This is a genomic window from Aliiroseovarius sp. S1339, assembly GCF_023195695.1.
In the GTDB taxonomy this organism is placed as follows: Bacteria; Pseudomonadota; Alphaproteobacteria; order Rhodobacterales; family Rhodobacteraceae; genus Aliiroseovarius.
This window is the reverse complement of record NZ_JALPQG010000001.1, coordinates 41,468-62,291: the sequence shown is the minus strand read 5'-3', so window position 1 is coordinate 62,291 and position 20,824 is coordinate 41,468. Positions and strand designations below refer to the sequence as shown.

The following is a 20,824-nucleotide window of genomic DNA, read 5'->3' as shown; positions in this document are numbered from 1 at the left end:
GCCTAAAACATGACAGCATTTGAAGACCTGATGGTGTTCCAACGCGACACCCAAGCTTTAACCGAAATCGCAGGCCGCTTGGGCTGGGATCAGGAAACCATGATGCCAGAGGGGGCAGGGCCACAACGGGCCGAGGAATTGGCAGCGATTGAAAAAATGCTGCACGCCCGCCGGATTGATCCCAAAGTCGGTGCGTGGCTGGACGAAATTGAAGCGGGTAAGCTTGATGACGTGTCCGCCGCCCAAATTCGCGAAATCAAGCGCGCCCAAACCCGCGCGCAGAAAGTTCCGGTCGAGCTGTCCAGCGCGATTGCCCGCGCGACCTCGGTTGCGCAAGGCAAATGGGCAGATGCGCGCGCAAAAGACGATTTTGCCGCGTTCCGGCCGGTGCTGAAAGAGATCGTGTCGCTGCGTCGGGAAGAAGCCGCAGCTATTGCGGGGGATGGCGACCTATATGATGCGCTGCTGGACGACTACGAGCCGGGCGCATCCGGCCAAGATATTCAGACGATGTTTGATGCCATGCGGCCCCGGTTGGTAAGCTTGCGCGACGCCACCCTGGGCGCATCCCATCAACCCGAAAAGCTCGTCGGCACCTATCCCGCCAAGAAGCAAATGAATCTATCCAAAAAGCTTACCGATAAGTTTGGCTATGACTTGACCTATGGCCGGATCGACAAAGCGGTGCATCCGTTCAGTTCAGGTTCGGGCCTTGATGTGCGCATCACTACGCGCACCAATGAACAAGACCCATTCAACTGCTTTTATTCCACCATCCACGAGGTCGGGCATGCTTGTTATGAGCAGAACGTAGACCGGAGTTATCTGCTGACGCCCATTGGCCGCGGCGCCTCGATGGGAGTGCATGAAAGCCAGTCGCGTATTTATGAAAACCAGCTTGGCCGTTCACGCGCATTTACGGATTGGCTGTATCGCCAGATGGAAAACAAATTCGACCACGGCTGTGCCGGTGACGCTGATGCGTTTTATGGCACCGTAAACCGGCTGGAAAAGGGCTATATCCGCACCGAGGCCGACGAGGTGCAGTATAACCTGCATGTCATGCTGCGCTTCGATCTGGAACGTCGTTTGATCTCCGGTCAACTGGACGTGGCCGACTTGGAAGAAGCCTGGAATGCCCTGTTTGAAGCCGATTTCGGGTATAGGATTGATCGATCCTCAAACGGTGTTTTGCAGGATGTGCATTGGGCAGTGGGCCTGTTTGGCTACTTCCCGACCTATAGCCTTGGCAATGTCTATGCGGGCTGTCTGCATGACGCGCTCCGGGCTGATCTGCCCGACCTTGACGCCAATCTTGCACGAGGCAATGCGACCTATGCGACCGCGTGGTTGAAAGAGAAAGTGCAACAACACGGCGCGCTGTTTGCTCCGCAAGAGGTGATCGAGACTGCAACGGGTAAACAAGTGTCGGTCGAACCGCTCTTGTCTTATCTAGAGGCCAAATTTTCCGAGATTTATCGCCTGTAAACCACCCGGTTTTACGCGCAAGCACCTGTCGTGTAACATCGAAAGGCCGCCATTCGGGTTTCCGTGTGCGGCTTAACCTGCGCGAGGAGGGCAAGCGATGGCAAAAGTAACCGGAATCGGCGGCGTGTTCATCAAATCCACAGGTGACGGCGCCGCGTTGGCCGCGTGGTATCAAACCCATCTGGGCATCGCGCTTGAAGATTTCGGTGGGGCGGTCCTGAACTGGCAGGATGACCATGCGGATGACAAAGGTTTGACTGTCTGGAGCACCGCCGACAGTACCAGCGATTGGTTTGCCCCCAGCACGTCGAGCTTCATGATAAACTACCGTGTCGATGATCTGGCCGGGCTGCTGGAACAACTGAAGACAGCGGGCGTGGCGATCGTTGCTGGGCCAGAGCGTCACGAAAACGGTGATTTTGCGTGGATCATGGACCCGGAAGGCAACAAGGTTGAGCTGTGGGAACCAATGCTCTGGGACGATACGCGCACCGACAAGGGCAATGATTAGGGCTGTTGTACCTTGGGACTATTCAGGCTGTTCAGACCGCTCAGCTTCCACGTGTTTCTTCAAAAGCTGTATCAACATCTCGCGCCCGCGCGCCTCGGCGCGGCGGATGCGCACGGCGGTCATGAAAGCCTCTTCCAATGTGGTTGAGGAAGCGCCGATGGTCTTCTTGATCTCGTCCACCAGATATTCGTTGCCAGTCGCATCGACGGCTTTCAGCACTTCTTTGGCCAATCCGTCCGAGACTTGTTCAAGAAGATCCATCTGTGCCTCGCTTAACGGGTCGTTTCGGTCAGGCGGCGGCGGACGTATTCGTCCACATGCGTGATCATCGTGTCCATATGGTCATCTTCAAAGAAGTGGCCCGAGCGTTCTACCTCGGTATGGGTGATAGTGATGCCCTTTTGCTCGTGCAGCTTATTGACCAACGCGTGCGTGTCGGCAGGCGGGGCCACACGGTCGGCGGTGCCGTTGATGATCAGTCCGGAACTGGGGCAGGGTGCCAGAAAGCTGAAATCATACATGTTGGCGGGCGGGCTGACCGATATAAAGCCGGTGATTTCCGGGCGACGCATCAGAAGTTGCATCCCGATCCATGCACCGAACGAGAACCCAGCGACCCAGCAATGCTTGGCGTTCTGGTTCATGGATTGCAGATAATCCAGCGCCGAAGCCGCATCAGACAATTCGCCGACGCCCTGATCATATTCGCCCTGACTGCGACCCACGCCACGGAAATTGAACCGCAACACGTTAAAGCCCATGTTGTGGAACGCGTAATGCAGGTTATAGACGACCTTATTGTTCATCGTGCCGCCAAATTGCGGGTGCGGATGAAGAATGATGGCGATGGGGGCGTCTTTTTCCTTTTGAGCGTGGTATCGGCCTTCAAGCCGGCCTTCGGGGCCGGGAAAAATCACTTCGGGCATTCGGTCTTGGCCTCTTTTTTTCGTCAGATCCTGCGTCGTGCGGCAACTGCCAGCTTTCTTGACGCGTCCGGACCCGCACCATAATACGGGGGTGGCGAATTGGCGGGCCGTGGGCCTGCCTTTGCCAGTCCTATGTGACCTAGTGGGCATAGTCCAAAAGGTCAATGTTTTTACGGGGAGGTTACGCCATGAAGCTGTCGACAAAGGGGCGCTATGCAATGGTGGCGCTGGCCGATCTTGCGCTGCAGGACAGCGACGCACTGTTATCGCTGACCGACCTTGCCAAGCGGCAGGACATTTCGCTGCCCTATCTTGAGCAGTTGTTCGTAAAGCTGCGCCGTGCCGGGCTTGTGGACAGCGTGCGCGGCCCTGGCGGCGGATATAGGCTTGCGCGCGCGGCCTCGGACATTCGTGTGTCAGAAATCCTGACCGCTGTGGATGAGACGGTATCGGCGATGCACAAAGGGGCAGGGGCGTCGGGTGGCATGTCCGGCTCAAAGGCCCAGTCACTGACAAATCGGCTGTGGGAAGGCCTGTCAGCGCATGTCTATGTATTTCTACACCAGACCCGCTTGTCAGATGTAGTGAAGAACGAACTGACCCCATGCCCTGCCGTGCCGACATTGTTTTCGGTGGTGGATGACGAATGAATGGGGCGCGTCGGTGAGCCGGACCTATCTTGACTGGAATGCCACGACGCCGCTGCGCGCTGAGGCGCGCGCCGCGATGGTTGGCGCAATGGATGTGGTCGGAAACCCATCCTCGGTTCATGCAGAAGGGCGTACGGCCAAAGGGTTGATCGAGCGCGCGCGCAAGGACATTGCCGCCGCATTAGGGGCCGAAGGGGCCGACATTATCTTTACATCGTCCGCGACAGAAGCGGCGGCGCTGGCGCTGGCCGGAAAAGGCGCGTCTTGTGCGGGCATTGAACATGATGCGGTCCGCTCTTGGTGTGACGAACGGTTGGCTGTGGATGGAAACGGGACAGTGACGGTCGACGATCCCGCCACGTGCGCACTCCAATTGGCAAACTCTGAAACCGGCGTGATCCAGACGCTGCCCGAAGGCTTGATGCTGACGGATGCCACGCAGGGTTTTGGAAAAATCCCGTTTGCGTTCAATTGGTGTGGCGCACAGATGGCCATCGTATCGGCCCACAAGCTTGGCGGCCCAAAGGGCATCGGCGCACTTGTCGTCAAACGCGGCACCGAGATTGAAGCGCGCATCAAAGGCGGTGGGCAAGAGATGGGGCGGCGATCTGGCACCGAGAATGTCGTGGGCATTGCAGGTTTTGCCGCCGCGGCCCGTGCAGCACAAGCGGATTTGGAAGACGGAATAGGCGCGCGCATCAAGAAACTTAGAAAGATTCTAGAAAATACCATTGCGGAATCTTCAAATAAGACTATTTTTGTCGGGAAAGACGCGAACAGGCTTCCCAACACCTCTTGCTTCGTCACTCCGGGCTGGAAGGGCGAGACGCAGGTGATGGTGATGGACCTGGCCGGATTTGCGGTTTCCGCAGGATCGGCCTGTTCATCCGGGAAGGTAAAAACCAGCGCCGCACTCGAGGCGATGGGATTTGATCGGGGACAGGCGGGATGCGCTTTGCGCGTCTCGCTTGGCCGCGATACGAGTGAGAAAGAGGTTCTGGCATTCGCACATGCCTGGAGCCGTGAATATGAAAAGTTCCGAGCGCGTGGCCGATAAGGTGCGTGCGGTCGGTGAAAGGATGACATGGCCGGTGTAGATGAACTGATCGTCAAAGAGGGCGTTGAAGAGGAAACCGTCGAAGCGGTGAAATCGCTGGCCGGACAATATAAGTACGGCTGGGAAACCGATATCGAGATGGAATACGCCCCCAAGGGCTTGAACCGCGATATCGTGCGCCTGATCTCTTCCAAAAACGAAGAACCAGAATGGATGACCGAATGGCGTCTTGACGCCTTCGCCCGCTGGGAAAAGCTGGTCGAGCCGGAGTGGGCCCTGCTGGATTATCCCGAAATAGATTTTCAGGACCAATATTACTATGCCCGTCCGAAGTCGATGGAGGAAAAGCCGAAGTCGCTTGACGATGTTGACCCTAAGCTGCTGGCAACATACGAAAAACTTGGCATCCCCCTGAAGGAACAGATGATCCTGGCTGGCGTCGAAGGGGCCGAGAATATCCCCGCTGAAGGCCGTAAGGTTGCTGTGGATGCAGTGTTTGACTCTGTCTCTGTCGGCACCACGTTTCAGGCAGAGCTGAAAAAAGCCGGGGTCATCTTCTGTTCGATCTCGGAAGCGATCCGTGATCATCCCGAACTGGTGAAGAAATATCTCGGCTCGGTCGTGCCGGTGTCGGACAACTATTATGCGACGCTGAACTCGGCCGTCTTCTCGGACGGGTCGTTCGTCTATATCCCGCCCAACACACGCTGCCCGATGGAGCTGTCCACATATTTCCGCATCAACGCGGAAAATACCGGCCAGTTCGAGCGCACGCTGATCATCGCCGACAAAGGCTCTTACGTCAGCTATCTTGAGGGCTGCACGGCCCCCAAGCGCGACGTTGCACAACTGCACGCGGCCGTGGTCGAAATCATCATCGAAGAAGACGCCGAGGTGAAATACTCGACGGTTCAGAACTGGTATCCCGGTGATGAAAACGGCAAGGGTGGCATCTATAACTTCGTGACCAAACGCGCCGATTGCCGGGGTGACCGGTCAAAAGTGATGTGGACACAAGTCGAAACAGGCTCGGCTGTGACGTGGAAATACCCGTCCTGCATCCTGCGCGGCAACGAAAGCCAGGGCGAGTTCTATTCGATCGCCATCACCAACAACCATCAGCAGGCCGATACCGGCACCAAGATGATCCATCTGGGGCGCGATACGAAATCGCGGATCGTGTCCAAGGGTATTTCGGCGGGGTTTGCGCAGAATACCTATCGCGGGCTTGTGTCGATGCACCCGAAGGCCAAGAACTCGCGCAACTATACGCAATGTGACAGCCTTCTGATCGGCAACAAATGCGGGGCGCATACGGTGCCTTACATTGAGGTGAAGAATAATTCGTCACGCGTTGAGCACGAAGCGACCACATCCAAGGTGGACGAAGAACAGATGTTCTATTGCCGCCAGCGTGGCATGGACGAAGAAGAGGCCGTGGCCCTGATCGTCAATGGGTTTGCCAAGGAAGTTCTGCAGGCGCTGCCGATGGAATTTGCCATGGAAGCGCAACAGCTCGTGGCGATTTCGCTGGAAGGATCGGTGGGATAGAAACTCCCGGTCGGTGCGTCAGTCAGAGGAAAGTCGATGGAACAGCAAAGCAAGATGAGAGCGATCCTTGAGGGTTTCGAGACCGTCATTCCATACGTGTTTCCGGCGATCGGCGGTTTAGCGGGGATCATCTATGTAAACCTGCACAAATTGGACCAACTGAACCCGATGTATTGGGTCGGCGGGGGTATTTTCCTTGGCTGGCTCACGGCGCGCGGTGCGCTCGCTGTTCTTGATCGGTGGCGGTGATGCGGCAGGTTGAATTGGAGCACTTCGAATGATTGTCACAACAACCCCCTCGGTCGAAGGCCATCCCATTGTGAAATATCACGGCATCGTCACGGGCGAGGCCATTTTGGGCGCGAACATCTTTCGCGACATCTTTGCACAGGTGCGTGACATCGTGGGCGGGCGCTCGGGCGCGTATGAAGAAGAACTGGGCAAGGCGCGACGCACAGCGCTGGCCGAAATGGAAGAACAAGCGGCGTCAATGGGCGCCAATGCGGTCGTGGGCGTGGACCTCGACTATGAAGTGATCAACAATATGCTGATGGTGTCGGCCTCGGGCACGGCTGTCACTGTTTCGTAAGGATATAAAAATGCTGAAAATCAATAACCTGCACGTCAAACTTGAAGAAGAAGACAAGCGTATCCTGAAAGGGGTCGACCTTGAGGTGCCCGCTGGGTCAGTGCACGCAATCATGGGGCCCAATGGCTCGGGCAAGTCAACGCTGTCTTACGTGTTGTCGGGCCGTGACGGCTACGAGGTGACAGAAGGCAGCGCGACGCTTGAAGGCAATGACCTTCTGGACATGGACCCGGAAGAGCGCGCCGCCGCCGGTCTGTTTTTGGCGTTTCAATACCCGGTCGAAATTCCCGGTGTTGGCAACATGACCTTCCTGCGCACCGCGGTGAACGCACAGCGTAAGGCACGCGGCGAGGACGAAATGTCTGCAGCGGATTTCCTGAAGTTCATCCGCGCCAAGGCCAAAGAGCTGAAAATCGACGCCGACATGCTGAAACGCCCCGTCAATGTCGGTTTTTCGGGCGGCGAAAAGAAGCGCAACGAGATCCTGCAAATGGCGATGCTGGAACCCAAGATGTGCATTCTGGACGAAACCGATTCTGGTCTGGACGTGGACGCGATGAAGCTGGTGTCCGAAGGCGTGAATGCGCTGAGAGATACTGGACGTTCGTTCCTAGTTATCACGCATTATCAACGCCTTCTGGACCATATTAAACCCGACGTGGTGCACATCATGGCCGATGGCCGGATCGTGAAATCTGGCGGACCCGAACTGGCGCTAGAGGTTGAAAACAACGGCTATGCGGGCATCCTTGCCGAGATGGAGATTGACGCATGAACACCGCCGCCAAACCAGCGCCAACGCTTATCAGCGCCGATGCGCGACCAGTGTCAGGTGCGTGGGCGCACGACGCGCGCGCAGATGCCGCCCACCGGCTGGCCGAGATGGGTTTGCCCACGCGCCGTGACGAGTATTGGAAATGGACACGTCCCGACAGCCTGATCACGGCCACGCCTGCATCAGCTGAGGTTTTCGACTATGATGGCGAACCGCCGGTTTTCCATCAGGTTGACCGCTTGAAGATTGTCTTCGTCGACGGCGTTTTTGATGCCGAGGCGTCGGATGATCTGTCCGGCGAGGGGCTTGAGATTGAGCGTTTGTCAGATGCAGCCGCCAAGGATATCCACTGGGCCAAAGACCTTTATGGGGTGCTTGAAACACGCGGGCAGTCGCCCGTGGTCCGCCCGCTGGCCGCCCACAACACGGCGATGGCGACAGATGGCGTGGTGATCCGCGCGACGGGGCGCATAAGCCGCCCGGTCAGCGTGTTCTATCGCCATGACGATGCAAATTCAGACGCTGTGCTGCACCACGTGATCCGGGTGGAAGCGGGCGCGAAGCTGACCCTTCTGGAAAACGGGGCCGCGGCTGCGCGCTTCTCAAAGGTTGTTGAGGTTGACGTGGCTGATGGCGGCGAATTCCACCATGTTCGCGCGCAGGGTCGCGATCATCAACGCCAAGCGATCACTCACATGTTTGCCCGTTTGGGCGCACAATCGGTGTTCAAAAGCTTCACCATGACGGTGAACGGCAAACTGACCCGCAACGAATGTGTCATCGAGTTTTTGGGCGACGATGCCATTGCCCATGCGGCCGGTGCTGCTTTGGGCGACGGAGCGGATGGGGAATTCCATCACGACGACACGGTTTTCATAACCCATGACGCAGTGGCCTGCGAAAGCCGTCAGGTGTTTAAAAAGGTGCTGAAGAACGGCGCGAAAGGCGTGTTTCAGGGCAAAATTCTTGTGAAACAGAAGGCCCAGAAAACGGACGGCTATCAAAAATCGCAATCTCTGTTGTTGGATGATGACGCAAGTTTCCAAGCGAAACCTGAACTAGAGATCTATGCGGATGATGTGATCTGCTCGCACGGATCGACCTCGGGCGCGATTGATGAAGAGGCGATGTTCTATCTGCGCTCGCGCGGCATCCCGGCTCATATCGCCACCGATCTTCTGGTGCTGGCTTTCCTTGCCGACGCGATAGAAGAGATCGAAGATGACGCCATCAGCGCCGAGATCACTGACCGTCTGGATGCGTGGCTTGCCCGCCATCGTGGCTAAACAGGGGCCTGCGAAATGTCTGTGATCGACGATGTCATTCGAAGCTACCGCGCGCCACGCGCGGTGTTTCAGCGACGTCTGAGCATGGGCACCCGTGAAGACAAGGCGCTGGCGGTGCTAATGGGCGGCTGCCTTCTGGTATTCGCCGCGCAACTGCCGCGTCTGGCCCGCGTTGCGCACGAAACCGGCGAAGATTTGAACATGCTGATGGGCGCGACCATGTTGGCATGGATTTTCATCATGCCGCTTGCGTTCTATCTGATCGGGACGCTCAGCCATTTTGTGATGCGTCTGGTTGGCGGGCGGGGAACGGCGTTTCGCGCGCGTTTTGCGCTGTTCTGGGCGCTTCTTTGCGCGACGCCGCTTTGGTTGTTGTGGGGCATGGTTGCAGGCTTCATCGGCGAAGGCGTGCAAATGACGGTAACCGGCGCGCTTGCGCTGTTGGCTTTCTTGTTGTTCTGGTCCATCAACCTGCGTGAAGCGGAACGTCAGGTGGAAGGATGATCCATGCGGTTTGACCCCGGCTATCTTTTCGGAATGGCGCTGCAAACGGTGCCAGAACCGCGCAAGGTTGCGCGCGACCTATTCGACCTAAACGTGTCACGCGAAACCCTGTGGACAGCCCTGATGCTGGTCGTGGTCTTGAACGCGGCCCTTGGCGTGATTGCTGGCATGATGTTCCCAATGGACCCCGAGCAAATGGGCACCCTTCTGTCCAGCCCCGTCCTGCTGGGGATGATCGAAGCCGGGTTTATGTTTGGCCTCGCTTGGGCGATCTATCTGATTGGGCGAATGTTTGGCGGGCAGGGTGGATTGTCTGATGCGATCATCACCGTCGTCTGGATGGAGCTGATCTTTCTCGTATTGCAGGCGGTCACACTGATCCTGACTTTCTTTGCCCCGGGTCTTGCGGCGATCATGATGGTTGCCTCGGTGTTTTTATTTTTTTGGGTGCTCAGCCATTTTACCTGCGAAAGCCACGGCTTTCAGTCGACCGGGCTGGTGTTCACGTCGATCCTTGGCTTCATGATTATCGCTGTTTTCGCGCTGTCTTTCGTGCTGGTCTTGCTGGGTGTTGAACCCGTGCCAATGACCACACCCAACTGATCGGAGTTCGCGTCATGTTTGACATCAACAAGGTCCGTGCGGACTTTCCGATCCTGTCGCGTCAGGTGAACGGTCAACCTTTGATCTATCTCGACAATGGGGCGTCGGCACAAAAGCCGCAGGTGATGATCGACGCCGTCACCCGCGCTTATGGCGAGGAGTATTCCAACGTCCACCGTGGCCTGCATTTTCTGTCGAACCTTTCGACCGAGAAATACGAGGCCGTGCGCGCCACCGTGGCGCGGTTCTTGAATGCCGGGTCGGAAAACGAGATCATCTTTAACTCGGGCACGACCGAAGGGATCAACCTCGTCTCGTACGCTTGGGCCGCGCCGCGCCTGACTGCGGGCGATGAGATCATTCTGTCCACGATGGAGCATCACGCCAATATCGTGCCGTGGCATTTCCTGCGCGAACGGCAAGGGGTGGTCTTGAAATGGGTCGATCCCGAAGTGGACGGATCACTGGATGCCCAAAAAGTGCTCGACGCGATCACCGATCGCACGAAACTGATCGCCGTTACCCAGTGTTCCAACGTGTTTGGCACCGTGGTGGACGTAAAGACGATCTGCGCGGGGGCTAAGGTCAAGGGCGTGCCTGTACTGGTGGATGGCTCGCAAGGCGCGGTGCATTTGCCGGTTGATGTGCAAGATATCGGGTGCGATTTCTATGCGATCACGGGCCACAAGCTTTATGGTCCGTCAGGGTCCGGCGCGATCTATATCCGCAGCGAACGGCAAGCGGAAATGCAGCCGTTCTTCGGCGGCGGCGATATGATCAACGAGGTATCAAAAGACAATGTGACCTACGCTTCCCCCCCTTTGAAGTTCGAAGCCGGGACGCCGGGCATCGTGCAAACCATTGGGTTTGGCGCCGCGCTTGAATATCTGATGGATTTGGGGATGGGGAATGTCGCCGCCCATGAAGCATCGCTTGCGGCCTACGCGTCAGAACGTCTTGCGGGCCTGAATTGGGTCAATGTGCAGGGCCATGCACCCGGTAAAGCCGCGATCTTCTCATTCACCATGGAAGGTGCGGCCCATGCCCATGACATCTCGACCATCCTTGATAAAAAAGGGATTGCTGTCAGGGCCGGGCATCATTGCGCCAAACCGTTGATGGAGCATCTGGGAGTCTCTGCCACCGCCCGCGCATCGTTCGGTCTTTATAACACCAAAGACGAGGTCGATCGGCTGATCGAGGGGTTGGAGCTTTGCCACCGACTGCTGGTCTAAGTCCAGCATGCGCGAGGTTCATCCGCGCCTGACCCAAGGGCGATTCACCCGTCGGGCTTGATCAACCCAAGCCCGCGCAAATAAATCCCGATCCCGCTTTCCAACAGTTCTTCGGGCGGAAACGGGCTTTTCTGGCCCGGACTGCCACGACCAAACAGCTCTACCACACCGTGGCTCATCGCCCAGACATGTGCGCTGACCATCCGCGAGGGGGGGCGTTTGTCTTGCGGGATGTTTTCAGCCAGTTTCTCGGCCGCTTTTTCCAGCACGCCCATGGCGCGCCCAGCCACGCGGGCAAGGTCTGGCGAATGGTTGATCGAAATCCCGCTTTCGAACATCGAAATGTAGTGGCCGGGATATTTCCGGGCAAAAGCTAGATAAGCGCGGCCTGTTGCCTCAAAACTCGCCAAGGCGGATGGGTGGCCTTTATCATAGGCAAATTCCATCAGATCCGCAAAAATCTCATAGCCCTGACGCGCGGCCTCAGCGATCAGGTCTTCGCGGCCTGCAAAATGGCGATAAACCGCGGCGGGCGTGACACCGGCCTGTTTTGCTGCCTCGGACAAGGTGAAGCCGGTGGGCCCTTTCGCCTCGATCAGCTCAAGGGCCGCATCGACCAGCGCCTGACGCAGGTTGCCATGATGATAGCCGCGTTTAGCCATCCCAGATATCGGGGCCTCCGCAAATTTTGCTGTCTGGCGCATGCGCAATATTTCCATCTTTACCAGCGTAATCAATCCCTTGCAGGACGGCGCGAATAGCGGCCAGACGGGCGCGTTTCTTGTCATCAGACCGCACAACAGTCCATGGCGCGCGTTTACGATGGCTACGCTCGAAGGTCTCGGTGATCGCGTCGGAATAGGCGTCCCATCGTTGCAACCCCTCGACGTCGATCCAGCTGAGCTTCCACTGCTTTAGGGGGGCTTTTTCGCGCGACAGGAAGCGGCGCAACTGTTCTGCGCGCCCGACATTCAGCCAAAGCTTCACGAAATGGATGCCCTCATCTACCAAAATATCCTCGAATTCCGGCAGCTGGCGAAAGAACGCCTCGCGTTGATGATCTTCGCAAAATCCGAAAACCTTTTCGACCACGGCGCGGTTGTACCAACTGCGGTCAAACAGCACGATTTCTCCGGCCGACGGCAGTTCACGCACATAGCGTTGGAAATACCATTCCCCCGCCTCACGATCCGACGGTTTGGACAGCGCCACAACGCGCGCCACACGCGGGTTCAAGTTCTCGCGAATGCGCTTGATCGTGCCGCCTTTGCCCGCCGCATCACGCCCTTCAAACACAACGACAACCCGCTTTCCGGTGGCCTTCACATCGGCCTGAAGCTTCACCAACTCAAGCTGTAGCGCTTCAATCTCGGCCTCATAAGTGTCTTTGTCCATCGGCGTTTCATAAGGATAGGTGGTCGACAGAATATCCTTCTTGCTGGCCTTTTTGATCACCTTTCGCACCGCGTCGGGTGCAGTCTCTTTATAAAATTTCGAAATCGCACCATCGAAAGGCAAAGACATACGCAAACTCCTGATTTCGCGCCATTATGGGGCGTTCGCTGCCGGTTGGCAATTGCGACACGACCTGACCCAACTCAGTTGCGACGGTCCTGACGACTTTCGCCGATCTTGTCGATGTCGAAGGGCGTGGTCAGATACATCTCGTTGATCCAGTTGGCGTAAAGCAGATGCGCGTGGCTGCGCCAGCGGTTTTCCGGCCGGTTGGCGGGATCATTGCCGGGATAGTAGTTCATCGGCACGTTGATTGGCGCGCCCTTGGCGACGTCGCGGTCATATTCGCCCTTCAGCGTGCTGGTATCATATTCGAAATGATTGAAGATATAGAGCGCGCGATGGGCGGTATCCTCAACCAAACACGGCCCGACCTCGTCCGATCCCAGAAGGGTGGTCAACCCTTGGGCAGCGTCAATTTCATCTTGCCGCATCTCGGTCCAGCGGCTGACCGGAACGACGCAACTATCCGAAAACCCGCGCAAATACGGAGACGCGGGGTCCAGGTTTTTCTGCGGGAAGCAGCCAAAGGCTTTCGCATCCAGAATGTGCTTCTTCACCTTATGGAAGTGATAAATCATCGCCATACCCCCCCAGCAAACGCCAAAGGTTGAATGAACATTGGTCTGGGTCCAGTCAAAGACCTGGCTGATCTCATCCCAATATGTGACGTCTTCAAACGGTAGGTGTTCGATCGGGGCGCCTGTTATGATCAGCCCGTCAAATTTCTGATCGCGGACCTCCTCCCACGGTTGATAGAATTCGCCGATATGGGCCTGGCTGGTGGTTTTTGAGGTGTGTTCGGACGGACGGATCAGCGTAAGCTCAATCTGGAGCGGATGCGCCCCGATCAGGCGTGCAAACTGGGTTTCCGTCTCGATCTTTTTTGGCATCAGGTTCAAAAGGGCGATCCGCATCGGACGGATGTCCTGTTTGGACGCCTGATCCTCGGACATGACCATCACGCCTTCTTCCGTCAGCACGTCAGCGGCGGGCAGGGATGAAGGGATCTTGATAGGCATGTCAGATGTCCTTGGATGTCAGAGGAAGGAACGTAGATGGGGTCGGATCAGGTGGCGTCAATGGCCGCGGCGATCATCGTGTCAAAGTCGTCAGGGCTTTTGATCGACGCGACCTCGTGTGCGCAAAGCGACACGCCATAACGCGCCATATGTTCATAGAGCGGCTGACGATGCGCCAGCGCTTGCGCATAGGTCCAGCGGATGAAGTCATCTGGATCAACATCACCCTCTTGCAGTTTGAATTTCAACAGGTATTCATCCCAAGCGCGCACCAGAAACTCTGGTTGATAGGCCATCGGCTTGGGCGCGCGGTCAAAGCGTTCAACCAACCTTTGGGTATGCGCATCATCCCCTTTGAGCCAGACGAGAAGACACTGTTGGCCAAGTTCAGCGATCAAGGGATCATTTTCGCCTAGTGCCGGATCTATCCATTCACAGATGGAGCCGCCAGTGTCGCAGATGAAGTGGGGATAGCCATAGATGCGCCCGGCACGTTCGATGAAGTGCCCGGTGTCCAAAAGGGCCGACATCTCGGCGGTTTTGAACTGGTCCTGCCGCCTGCGGTATTCGTCGATTGCCACGCCGCCTTTGGCCGGGTCGCCGGGTTTGCCAAGATAGGTGGCGACAGGGGTCAGGTTGTCAAAGCTGATCTTGGACGTAATTCGGATCGAATCTGATAGCAAAAGGTCGCGCAGGAACGGCACTTTCATCGCCTCGGCTTTGAAATTATCCGCGATATGTTCGCCCATATAACGCGTGCCGATCCGGTAATCGATCGAGTAGTGGAACCAATCACCTTGATCGCGCAGCATTGTTGACAGATAGGTTTTCCCCAGCCCCGACATGCCAAAGAAAAGCACCCGTTTATGCGGGGCGTTCAGCCATTCCTGTGCGTTTTTATACAGCATCTGGTTACCCATCGTTTTGCACCTTCGTAAGGGGCAGGGGCGGGCGGGTCAAATGCTTCGCGCACGAACGAAAACGCCCCGCAAATTGCGGGGCGTTTTTATCATCATGTTGCAAGCCGGATTAGAAGCTGAAACCAACCTTCATACCGAAGGCAAGTGCATTGCCATCGCTAAAGGTGGTTGGCCCAATACCCGTGGTGACGGTTTTCTCGTCAATCATTGAGTATTGAACACCTGCCTGAATTTTCATGTTGTCTTGGGTGTATGTGGCGCCAAGACCAATGCTTGTGGTTGCGCCCGCAGGAGCCAGCAGAGTGGTACCTACATCCGAGCCACTAGTATAGGAAACGGTGCCTGCAATGGACCAGTTATCATTCAACTTGCGACCCAAGCCCAGCTTGTAGGTGGTGATGTCTTCAACGAAATCCACCCAATCCACCGGGCCGAAAACATCGCTGTTTGAGCTCAAAGTGATTCCGTCCCATTTCGCATAGCGAACGGACCCGAAGAGCAACGTGTTTGCCGCGATACCCGTCTGGAAATCCAAGTTGAAGGCAGCCGGCATCTCGACATTTCCTGTGGCCGGCAAAAGGTTATGCGTACCGGTAAGATCATGCTCGATCGCAGTGAAATAGGTCAACGCCACGCGCATTGCGATGTCGGGGCGTTCGTATGCCACACCAACCAGACCACCTAGATCATACTCGCTGGACGCTTCCAGTTGCCCATCCCCCGACAGAATGGCGCCCGAGAGTTTCTGGGCACGCAGACCACCGTGGACACTAAAACCATTGCCCATCTCATAACGAACGATACCCGACAGGGCGTGGCTTTTCACTTCAGCCATCGCCGGATTAGCAGATCCCGGTGGAAATGGAATCTGAATCGGCGTGTTTTCGTAGCTGATGTTCGCGCCATAGGGCTGATCATAGATCAGTGCAAAGCTCCACTGGTCATTGATCTGTTTTTTAAACCCGAAGCCGAAAGAGTTATAGTCTACGGCGGATTGCGAAATCGAACCAACAAACGGGTTGGTTCCTGCAATATCCGGGCTCACATTTGCAAAACTCAATTCGACATAGTTGCCCTCTTCGAAAAGGATGCCGATGTTTTGACCCGAGCGATCAATCCCCGCCTGTGCGGTGGTTGCCGCGGCAGTGAAAAGCGCAGCTGTTGTAAGTTTAAGGTTGTTCATCGTTCCTCCCGTGAACCACTAACTGTCCAATATGCATAGTTACATTAGGAACAAGCTATTTGTCGCACTTGATATTGGTCAATCGTTACCTTGGGTCAGATATCACTGCGTTGTTTATAACCCGTTAAACGATGTGGAAAGGACACGCTTTCTGGTAGAAATGATCGCAACAAAACACTTTAGTATAGTTTGCATTAATTACCGAGCGCCGGTTTTACGGTCGACTCGGCGCGGATGTTGACGAGGTTCGCCAGAACGATCAGACCGCCGCCAAGAACCAAAGCCCAGCCGACCGGCTCGCCGTAAAACACCGCCCCGATCAGCGCGATCAGCGGCAAGCGGGTGAAGTCGATCGGAATAACCACGGATGCCGGGGCGATCGACAGTGCGATGGTCAAGCAGGTATGCGCCAGAAGTCCGGCACATCCAATCAGCACGAGCCAGGGGGCCGTGGCCCACGTCGGCAGGGTGATATTCCCGTCGAAACCTGCGGTGATCAGCCCGAACACAAGCTGTGTCGCGGTCAGCCACATCAGGATCGCCAGTGTGGTCTCGGTCCGGGTCAGCCTGCGGGTGAACATCGCGGTGAACGCAAAACAGATCGCTGACAGCGCGGCTGCGACGATGCCGTTTGACAGGCCCAGCCCGGACCCCGGCTGCGCGATGATCAGAATGCCGACGAAACCGACCATGGCGCTGATGGCGCGTGTCGCGGTCAGGCGTTCGCCCAGCACCAATGGCGCCAGAGCAGCGACCCACAGGGGCGAGGTGAATTCCAACGCAAAGACTTGTGCCAACGGGATCGCCGTCAGAGCGAAGAACCAAAGGTTCTGTCCGGCGAAATGCGCAAGGTTGCGCAGCAGATGCAGGGGGGCGTTTGCGGTCCTCAGTTCGCATTGTCGTCCGTTGATCATAACAATCGACAGGATAATCACAAACCCAACGCAGGAACGGTAGAGCATCAGTTCGAACGTATCCAGTTGGTGACTGACCGCGCGCCCCGCGACGGCCATCGCCGTGAACGACGTTATCGCCCCGGTCATCCAGAGCGCGGCCCGCAGGGTCGCTGTCACGACGCAACCTCTTCGATCTTGTAACGACGTGGGATGCCCGCAGTGATCCTGGCCCAAGGGCTTGATTTCATGCAGGCCTTATGTCCGGAGAGTATGATGCGAGGCGGTTGCGACATTTCTCACGGCTAGCAAGTCTCTGGATTGAAAGCGAGGGGAATTACTGTGATGTCAGTCGCGCGCGGGTGACACCGTCATGAAATATATACGCCGCCCTTACGGCGGCGTATTTTAGTAGTTGTGTCATTCCCACTCGATCGTGCCGGGTGGCTTCGAGGTCACGTCATAGGTGACGCGGTTGATGCCCTTGACCTCGTTGATGATCCGGGTCGCGGTTTCACCAAGAAATTCGTGGCTGAACGGATAGTAATCGGCTGTCATACCGTCCACCGAGGTCACGGCACGCAGCGCACAGGCATAGTCATAGGTGCGCCCATCGCCCATCACACCCACGGTGCGGACGGGCAGGATCGCGACAAAGGCCTGCCAGATCTCGTCATACAATCCGTGTTTGCGGATTTGGTCGATATAGACAGCGTCCGCTTCGCGCAGAATGTCGAGCTTGGCGCGGGTGATCTCTCCGGGGCAGCGGATGGCAAGACCGGGGCCGGGGAAGGGGTGGCGACCGATGAAGCTTTGCGGTAGGCCGAGTTCGCGACCCAAGGCGCGCACTTCGTCTTTGAACAACTCGCGCAGCGGCTCGACCAGCTTCAGGCCCATCTTCTCGGGCAGGCCACCCACATTGTGATGCGACTTGATTGTCACCGACGGGCCGCCAGAAAAGCTGACACTTTCGATGACGTCCGGATACAGCGTGCCTTGGGCCAAAAACTCTGCGCCCTCGATCTGGTCGGCATGTTTCTGGAACACGTCGATGAACAGGCGACCAATGATCTTGCGCTTGGTTTCGGGGTCGCTTTGCCCGTCCAACTCGCCCAGAAACAGCTCCTGCTCATCTGCATGGATCAGTTGCATGTTGTAATGGTCGCGGAACATGGTCACGACCTCTTCGGCTTCACCTTTACGCAGCAATCCGTGGTCGACAAAAACGCAGGTCAACTGATCGCCAATGGCTTCGTGGATGAGCACAGCGGCCACTGAGCTGTCCACGCCGCCGGACAGGCCACAGATCACTTTCTTTTCGCCAACCTGTTCACGAATGACGCGGATCGCCTCGTCGCGATAGGCGTCCATGGTCCAGTCGCCTTTGAACCCGGCCAGCTTCACGAAATTCTCGTAAAGTTTCGCCCCTTTGGGGGTGTGGTGCACTTCCGGGTGGAACTGCACGGCATAGAAATGACGGCTGGCATCGGCGGTGATCGCGAAGGGGGCGTTGGGCGAGGTTCCATAGACCTCAAAACCCGGAGCGATTTCAGAGACATGGTCGCCGTGGCTCATCCAGACCTGTTCAACGCCGTGGTCAAACCAGCCGTCCAACAAGTCGAGCTTGGCGCTGGGGGTCACATAGGCGCGGCCGAACTCTGCCGTGCCGTGGCCGCTTTCCACTTTGCCGCCCAACTGGGTCATCATGGTCTGCTGACCATAGCAGATGCCCAGAATGGGCACACCATAGTCGAAAATCTCTTGTGGCGCGCGCGGACTGCCCTCACGGGTGACGCTGTCAGGGCCGCCAGACAAAATCACCGCTTTCGGGGCCATTTCGCGCACGAAACCCATCGTGACCTTCTGGTAGGGGTGAATTTCGCAATAGACGTTCAGCTCGCGCAGGCGGCGCGCGATAAGTTGCGTCACCTGGCTGCCGAAGTCGATGATAAGAAGGCGGTCGTGGCTTTGATCTGTCATGTCGTCGGATTAGGGCAGGGGCCCGGGCAAAGCAAGTCCCGCGCGCGCATCAACGCCATCTGGCGGACGTTTTTTTCTGGCTTTACCGGCAGGATGTCGCTTTTGCCCCATGAAGGACGCTTGCGAGCGGATTTAGCGGGGACCGCAGGATATTCACAAATCAACAGGACATTTTGGAGGATTACCATGACCGAGGCACCCACCCGTCGTGGTCGCGGGGGCGGCGGCGCTGCTCGTCGCGCTGAACGCACCGCCGTTCGCATCGAATGTGCGAAATTCATCACGCGCAACATTCCCAATCTCGAAATCCTCAACGAAGAGGCGATGGAGATCATCGAATACAACGCCGAAACGGTGCTTGAGGAAATCGGCGTCAATTTCGTTGAAAACCCTGCCGCACTTGAGCGGTGGAAAGAGGCGGGGGCCGATATTGACGGGGAACGGGTGCGTATCCCGCGCGGATTGGCGCGTGAGCTGTGCAAAACGGCGCCCAGCCAGTTTACGCAGCATGCCCGCAATCCCGAACGGAATGTCGAAATTGGCGGCAACCATCTGGTGCTTGCACCCGTCTATGGCCCACCCTTCGTGCGCGACGTGGCAGGCGGGCGTCGTTACGCAACGATGCAGGATTTCCGCAAATTCGTGAAGCTGACTTATATGTCCAAGTGGCTGCACCATTCTGGTGGCACGGTGTGCGAGCCGACCGACGTGGCGGTGAACAAGCGTCATCTGGACATGTTACACGCCCATATGACCCTGTCGGACAAGCCTTACATGGGGTCCGTAACTGCGCCCGAACGCGCCCAGGACAGTATTGAGATGTCCGAGATTCTGTTTGGCAAAGACTTCGTGCGGGACAACACGGTGATGACGTCGCTCATCAACATAAACTCGCCGATGCAATATGACGACGTGATGATGGGCGCGATGGAGGTGTTTGCCGCCAACAACCAAGCCTCCATCATCTCGCCGTTTATTGTCGGTGGTGCCATGGCACCGGTATCGGTCGCAGGCACCCTGACGCAAGTGCTGGCCGAGGTGCTGGCAGGCGTGGCCTATAGCCAGTTGATCCGCAAAGGTGCGCCGGTTGTGGCGGGCACGTTTGTATCGTCGATCGACATGAATTCTGGCGCGCCAACTTTCGGCACGCCTGAAGCCGCACATGTGACCTATGGCGCGGGGCAGCTATTCCGTCGTTTGGGTCTGCCATATCGTTCTGCGGGCTCATTTAACGGGTCGAAACTGCCAGATGCGCAAGCAGCCTATGAAACGGCCAACAGCTTGAATATGGGCCTTTTGTCCGGCGTAAACTTCATGCTGCATGCGGCGGGTTGGCTTGAGGGCGGACTGGTCGCCAGCCTTGAGAAATTCGTCATGGATGCCGACCAGCTTGGCACGCTGCACCATTTGGCACAGGGCATTTCAATCGACGAAAACGGGCAAGCGATGGACGCGATCCGTGAGGTTGGGCCGGGCGGGCATTATCTTGGTTGCGCGCATACGCAGGCGAATTTCAAATCGGCCTTCTGGCGCTCGGACCTGTTGGATTACAAACCGTTTGAGACGTGGGAAGAAGAAGGCGCGCGCGACACCGAGGCATTGGCATCTGCCCGCGTCGCGAAACTGCTGACAGATTACCAACAGCCCGGCATGGATCCTGGGATCGCCGAAGGCTTGCGCGATTATGTTGAAGCCAAAAAGGCATCCATGCCTGATGCGTTTGGCTAAGACGGAATCGTTTACCAACTGTTCCGTGTCCGTTCGATACGGTTAACGACTGGGTAAGGGGGCTTAACGGCCCCCTTACTTATTGAGGTCTCAGATGCGATCATCGGACCTCACGCGGGCCGTGCGGAAGCAGTCGCACTTCCGACATCAGGGCGATCAGAATCTCGACATGATAAGCAATGGAGTAGGACGCATCCCCCGTTTTGCGTGTATCCTCTAGCCGCGCTTCTTCCTGCAACAATTCGTTAACCGCATTGGCCGGACTAGGTGTCGCGGCGGTTTTCATAAGCTTTTTCAAGTCTCTATCGCGGTTATAGTCGACCAATCCGAAGCGCGCAGCCCGCACCAGAAGGCGGGGGCGGCGAAGTGCTTTAAAGCAAGTGAAGGCGTCAGTCATGAGGATCCCTT

General features: G+C 56.9%; 23 protein-coding genes. 13 read left to right on the top strand and 10 right to left on the bottom strand.

What is annotated here, in order from left to right; genetic code table 11:
• The first annotated feature begins 9 nt into the window (after window positions 1-9).
• Together MUY35_RS00310 and MUY35_RS00305 are read left to right on the top strand one after the other, a co-directional pair.
• On the top strand, window positions 10-1,488 hold the full coding sequence (locus MUY35_RS00310; protein ID WP_248362951.1) for a carboxypeptidase M32: 1,479 nt from the start codon (window positions 10-12) through the stop codon (window positions 1,486-1,488).
• A gap of 97 nt (window positions 1,489-1,585) precedes the next feature.
• A complete protein-coding gene (locus MUY35_RS00305; protein WP_248362950.1) occupies window positions 1,586-1,999 on the top strand; it encodes a VOC family protein in 414 nt (137 codons plus the stop codon).
• 18 nt (window positions 2,000-2,017) lie between these two features.
• Here the strand turns inward: MUY35_RS00305 and MUY35_RS00300 are convergent, their stop codons facing one another.
• Together MUY35_RS00300 and MUY35_RS00295 are read right to left on the bottom strand one after the other, a co-directional pair.
• Window positions 2,018-2,260: a hypothetical protein gene (locus tag MUY35_RS00300; protein ID WP_248362949.1), complete on the bottom strand. Its 243-nt coding sequence runs from the start codon at window positions 2,258-2,260 to the stop codon at window positions 2,018-2,020.
• An 11-nt stretch (window positions 2,261-2,271) separates the two neighbouring features.
• Window positions 2,272-2,925 carry an alpha/beta hydrolase gene (locus tag MUY35_RS00295; RefSeq protein WP_248362948.1) on the bottom strand — a complete coding sequence of 218 codons (654 nt, stop codon included), beginning with the start codon at window positions 2,923-2,925 and terminating at the stop codon, window positions 2,272-2,274.
• Between the two features lie 188 nt (window positions 2,926-3,113).
• Here MUY35_RS00295 and MUY35_RS00290 point away from each other — a divergent pair, with 188 nt between their 5' ends.
• Genes MUY35_RS00290 through MUY35_RS00245 form a run of 10 tightly spaced genes read left to right on the top strand, consistent with a single transcriptional unit; the run spans window position 3,114 to window position 11,175 of the window.
• Window positions 3,114-3,575: an Rrf2 family transcriptional regulator gene (locus MUY35_RS00290; RefSeq protein ID WP_248362947.1), complete on the top strand. Its 462-nt coding sequence runs from the start codon at window positions 3,114-3,116 to the stop codon at window positions 3,573-3,575.
• Between the two features lie 13 nt (window positions 3,576-3,588).
• Entirely contained in the window at window positions 3,589-4,632 is a 1,044-nt protein-coding gene (locus MUY35_RS00285) for a cysteine desulfurase family protein (protein ID WP_248362946.1), read from the top strand.
• A 27-nt stretch (window positions 4,633-4,659) separates the two neighbouring features.
• The gene (gene sufB / locus MUY35_RS00280) at window positions 4,660-6,183 is read left to right on the top strand and encodes a Fe-S cluster assembly protein SufB (protein WP_248362945.1); all 1,524 of its coding nucleotides are present in this window, start codon (window positions 4,660-4,662) and stop codon (window positions 6,181-6,183) included.
• A 36-nt stretch (window positions 6,184-6,219) separates the two neighbouring features.
• On the top strand, window positions 6,220-6,432 hold the full coding sequence (locus MUY35_RS00275; protein ID WP_248362944.1) for a hypothetical protein: 213 nt from the start codon (window positions 6,220-6,222) through the stop codon (window positions 6,430-6,432).
• A 28-nt stretch (window positions 6,433-6,460) separates the two neighbouring features.
• On the top strand, window positions 6,461-6,772 hold the full coding sequence (locus MUY35_RS00270) for a heavy metal-binding domain-containing protein (RefSeq protein ID WP_248362943.1): 312 nt from the start codon (window positions 6,461-6,463) through the stop codon (window positions 6,770-6,772).
• Window positions 6,773-6,782: 10 nt separating this feature from the next.
• On the top strand, window positions 6,783-7,547 hold the full coding sequence (gene sufC / locus MUY35_RS00265; RefSeq protein WP_248362942.1) for a Fe-S cluster assembly ATPase SufC: 765 nt from the start codon (window positions 6,783-6,785) through the stop codon (window positions 7,545-7,547).
• On the top strand, window positions 7,544-8,833 hold the full coding sequence (locus tag MUY35_RS00260) for a SufD family Fe-S cluster assembly protein (RefSeq protein ID WP_248362941.1): 1,290 nt from the start codon (window positions 7,544-7,546) through the stop codon (window positions 8,831-8,833). Before sufC ends, MUY35_RS00260 begins: the two co-directional genes overlap by 4 nt.
• 15 nt (window positions 8,834-8,848) lie before the next feature.
• A complete protein-coding gene (locus MUY35_RS00255; protein WP_248362940.1) occupies window positions 8,849-9,337 on the top strand; it encodes a YIP1 family protein in 489 nt (162 codons plus the stop codon).
• A 3-nt stretch (window positions 9,338-9,340) separates the two neighbouring features.
• Window positions 9,341-9,940 (top strand): YIP1 family protein, encoded by a 600-nt coding sequence (locus tag MUY35_RS00250; RefSeq protein WP_248362939.1) that lies wholly within the window; start codon window positions 9,341-9,343, stop codon window positions 9,938-9,940.
• Between the two features lie 14 nt (window positions 9,941-9,954).
• A complete protein-coding gene (locus MUY35_RS00245) occupies window positions 9,955-11,175 on the top strand; it encodes a cysteine desulfurase (RefSeq protein WP_248362938.1) in 1,221 nt (406 codons plus the stop codon).
• 44 nt (window positions 11,176-11,219) lie between these two features.
• On the opposite strand, the gene MUY35_RS00240 is transcribed toward MUY35_RS00245, so the two are convergent.
• The 7 genes from MUY35_RS00240 to guaA all read right to left on the bottom strand — a co-directional run bounded on the left by MUY35_RS00240 (window position 11,220) and on the right by guaA (window position 18,688).
• Window positions 11,220-11,837, bottom strand: a complete 618-nt coding sequence (locus MUY35_RS00240; protein WP_248362937.1) for a TetR/AcrR family transcriptional regulator — start codon at window positions 11,835-11,837, stop codon at window positions 11,220-11,222.
• Entirely contained in the window at window positions 11,830-12,699 is an 870-nt protein-coding gene (gene ppk2, locus MUY35_RS00235) for a polyphosphate kinase 2 (RefSeq protein ID WP_248362936.1), read from the bottom strand. Before ppk2 ends, MUY35_RS00240 begins: the two co-directional genes overlap by 8 nt.
• A gap of 74 nt (window positions 12,700-12,773) precedes the next feature.
• Window positions 12,774-13,712, bottom strand: a complete 939-nt coding sequence (gene metA, locus MUY35_RS00230) for a homoserine O-succinyltransferase (protein WP_248362935.1) — start codon at window positions 13,710-13,712, stop codon at window positions 12,774-12,776.
• Window positions 13,713-13,759: 47 nt separating this feature from the next.
• Window positions 13,760-14,620: an ATPase gene (locus tag MUY35_RS00225; protein WP_248363820.1), complete on the bottom strand. Its 861-nt coding sequence runs from the start codon at window positions 14,618-14,620 to the stop codon at window positions 13,760-13,762.
• Window positions 14,621-14,741: 121 nt separating this feature from the next.
• A complete protein-coding gene (locus MUY35_RS00220; RefSeq protein WP_248362934.1) occupies window positions 14,742-15,815 on the bottom strand; it encodes a hypothetical protein in 1,074 nt (357 codons plus the stop codon).
• A 194-nt stretch (window positions 15,816-16,009) separates the two neighbouring features.
• On the bottom strand, window positions 16,010-16,888 hold the full coding sequence (locus MUY35_RS00215; RefSeq protein ID WP_248362933.1) for a DMT family transporter: 879 nt from the start codon (window positions 16,886-16,888) through the stop codon (window positions 16,010-16,012).
• A 240-nt stretch (window positions 16,889-17,128) separates the two neighbouring features.
• On the bottom strand, window positions 17,129-18,688 hold the full coding sequence (gene guaA, locus MUY35_RS00210) for a glutamine-hydrolyzing GMP synthase (RefSeq protein WP_248362932.1): 1,560 nt from the start codon (window positions 18,686-18,688) through the stop codon (window positions 17,129-17,131).
• A 186-nt stretch (window positions 18,689-18,874) separates the two neighbouring features.
• Between guaA and MUY35_RS00205 the strand changes: the two genes are divergently transcribed.
• Window positions 18,875-20,416: a trimethylamine methyltransferase family protein gene (locus MUY35_RS00205; protein ID WP_248362931.1), complete on the top strand. Its 1,542-nt coding sequence runs from the start codon at window positions 18,875-18,877 to the stop codon at window positions 20,414-20,416.
• 100 nt (window positions 20,417-20,516) lie between these two features.
• Here MUY35_RS00205 and MUY35_RS00200 read toward each other — a convergent pair whose 3' ends face one another.
• Window positions 20,517-20,813, bottom strand: a complete 297-nt coding sequence (locus MUY35_RS00200; protein ID WP_248362930.1) for a DUF6477 family protein — start codon at window positions 20,811-20,813, stop codon at window positions 20,517-20,519.
• Window positions 20,814-20,824 lie beyond the last annotated feature (11 nt).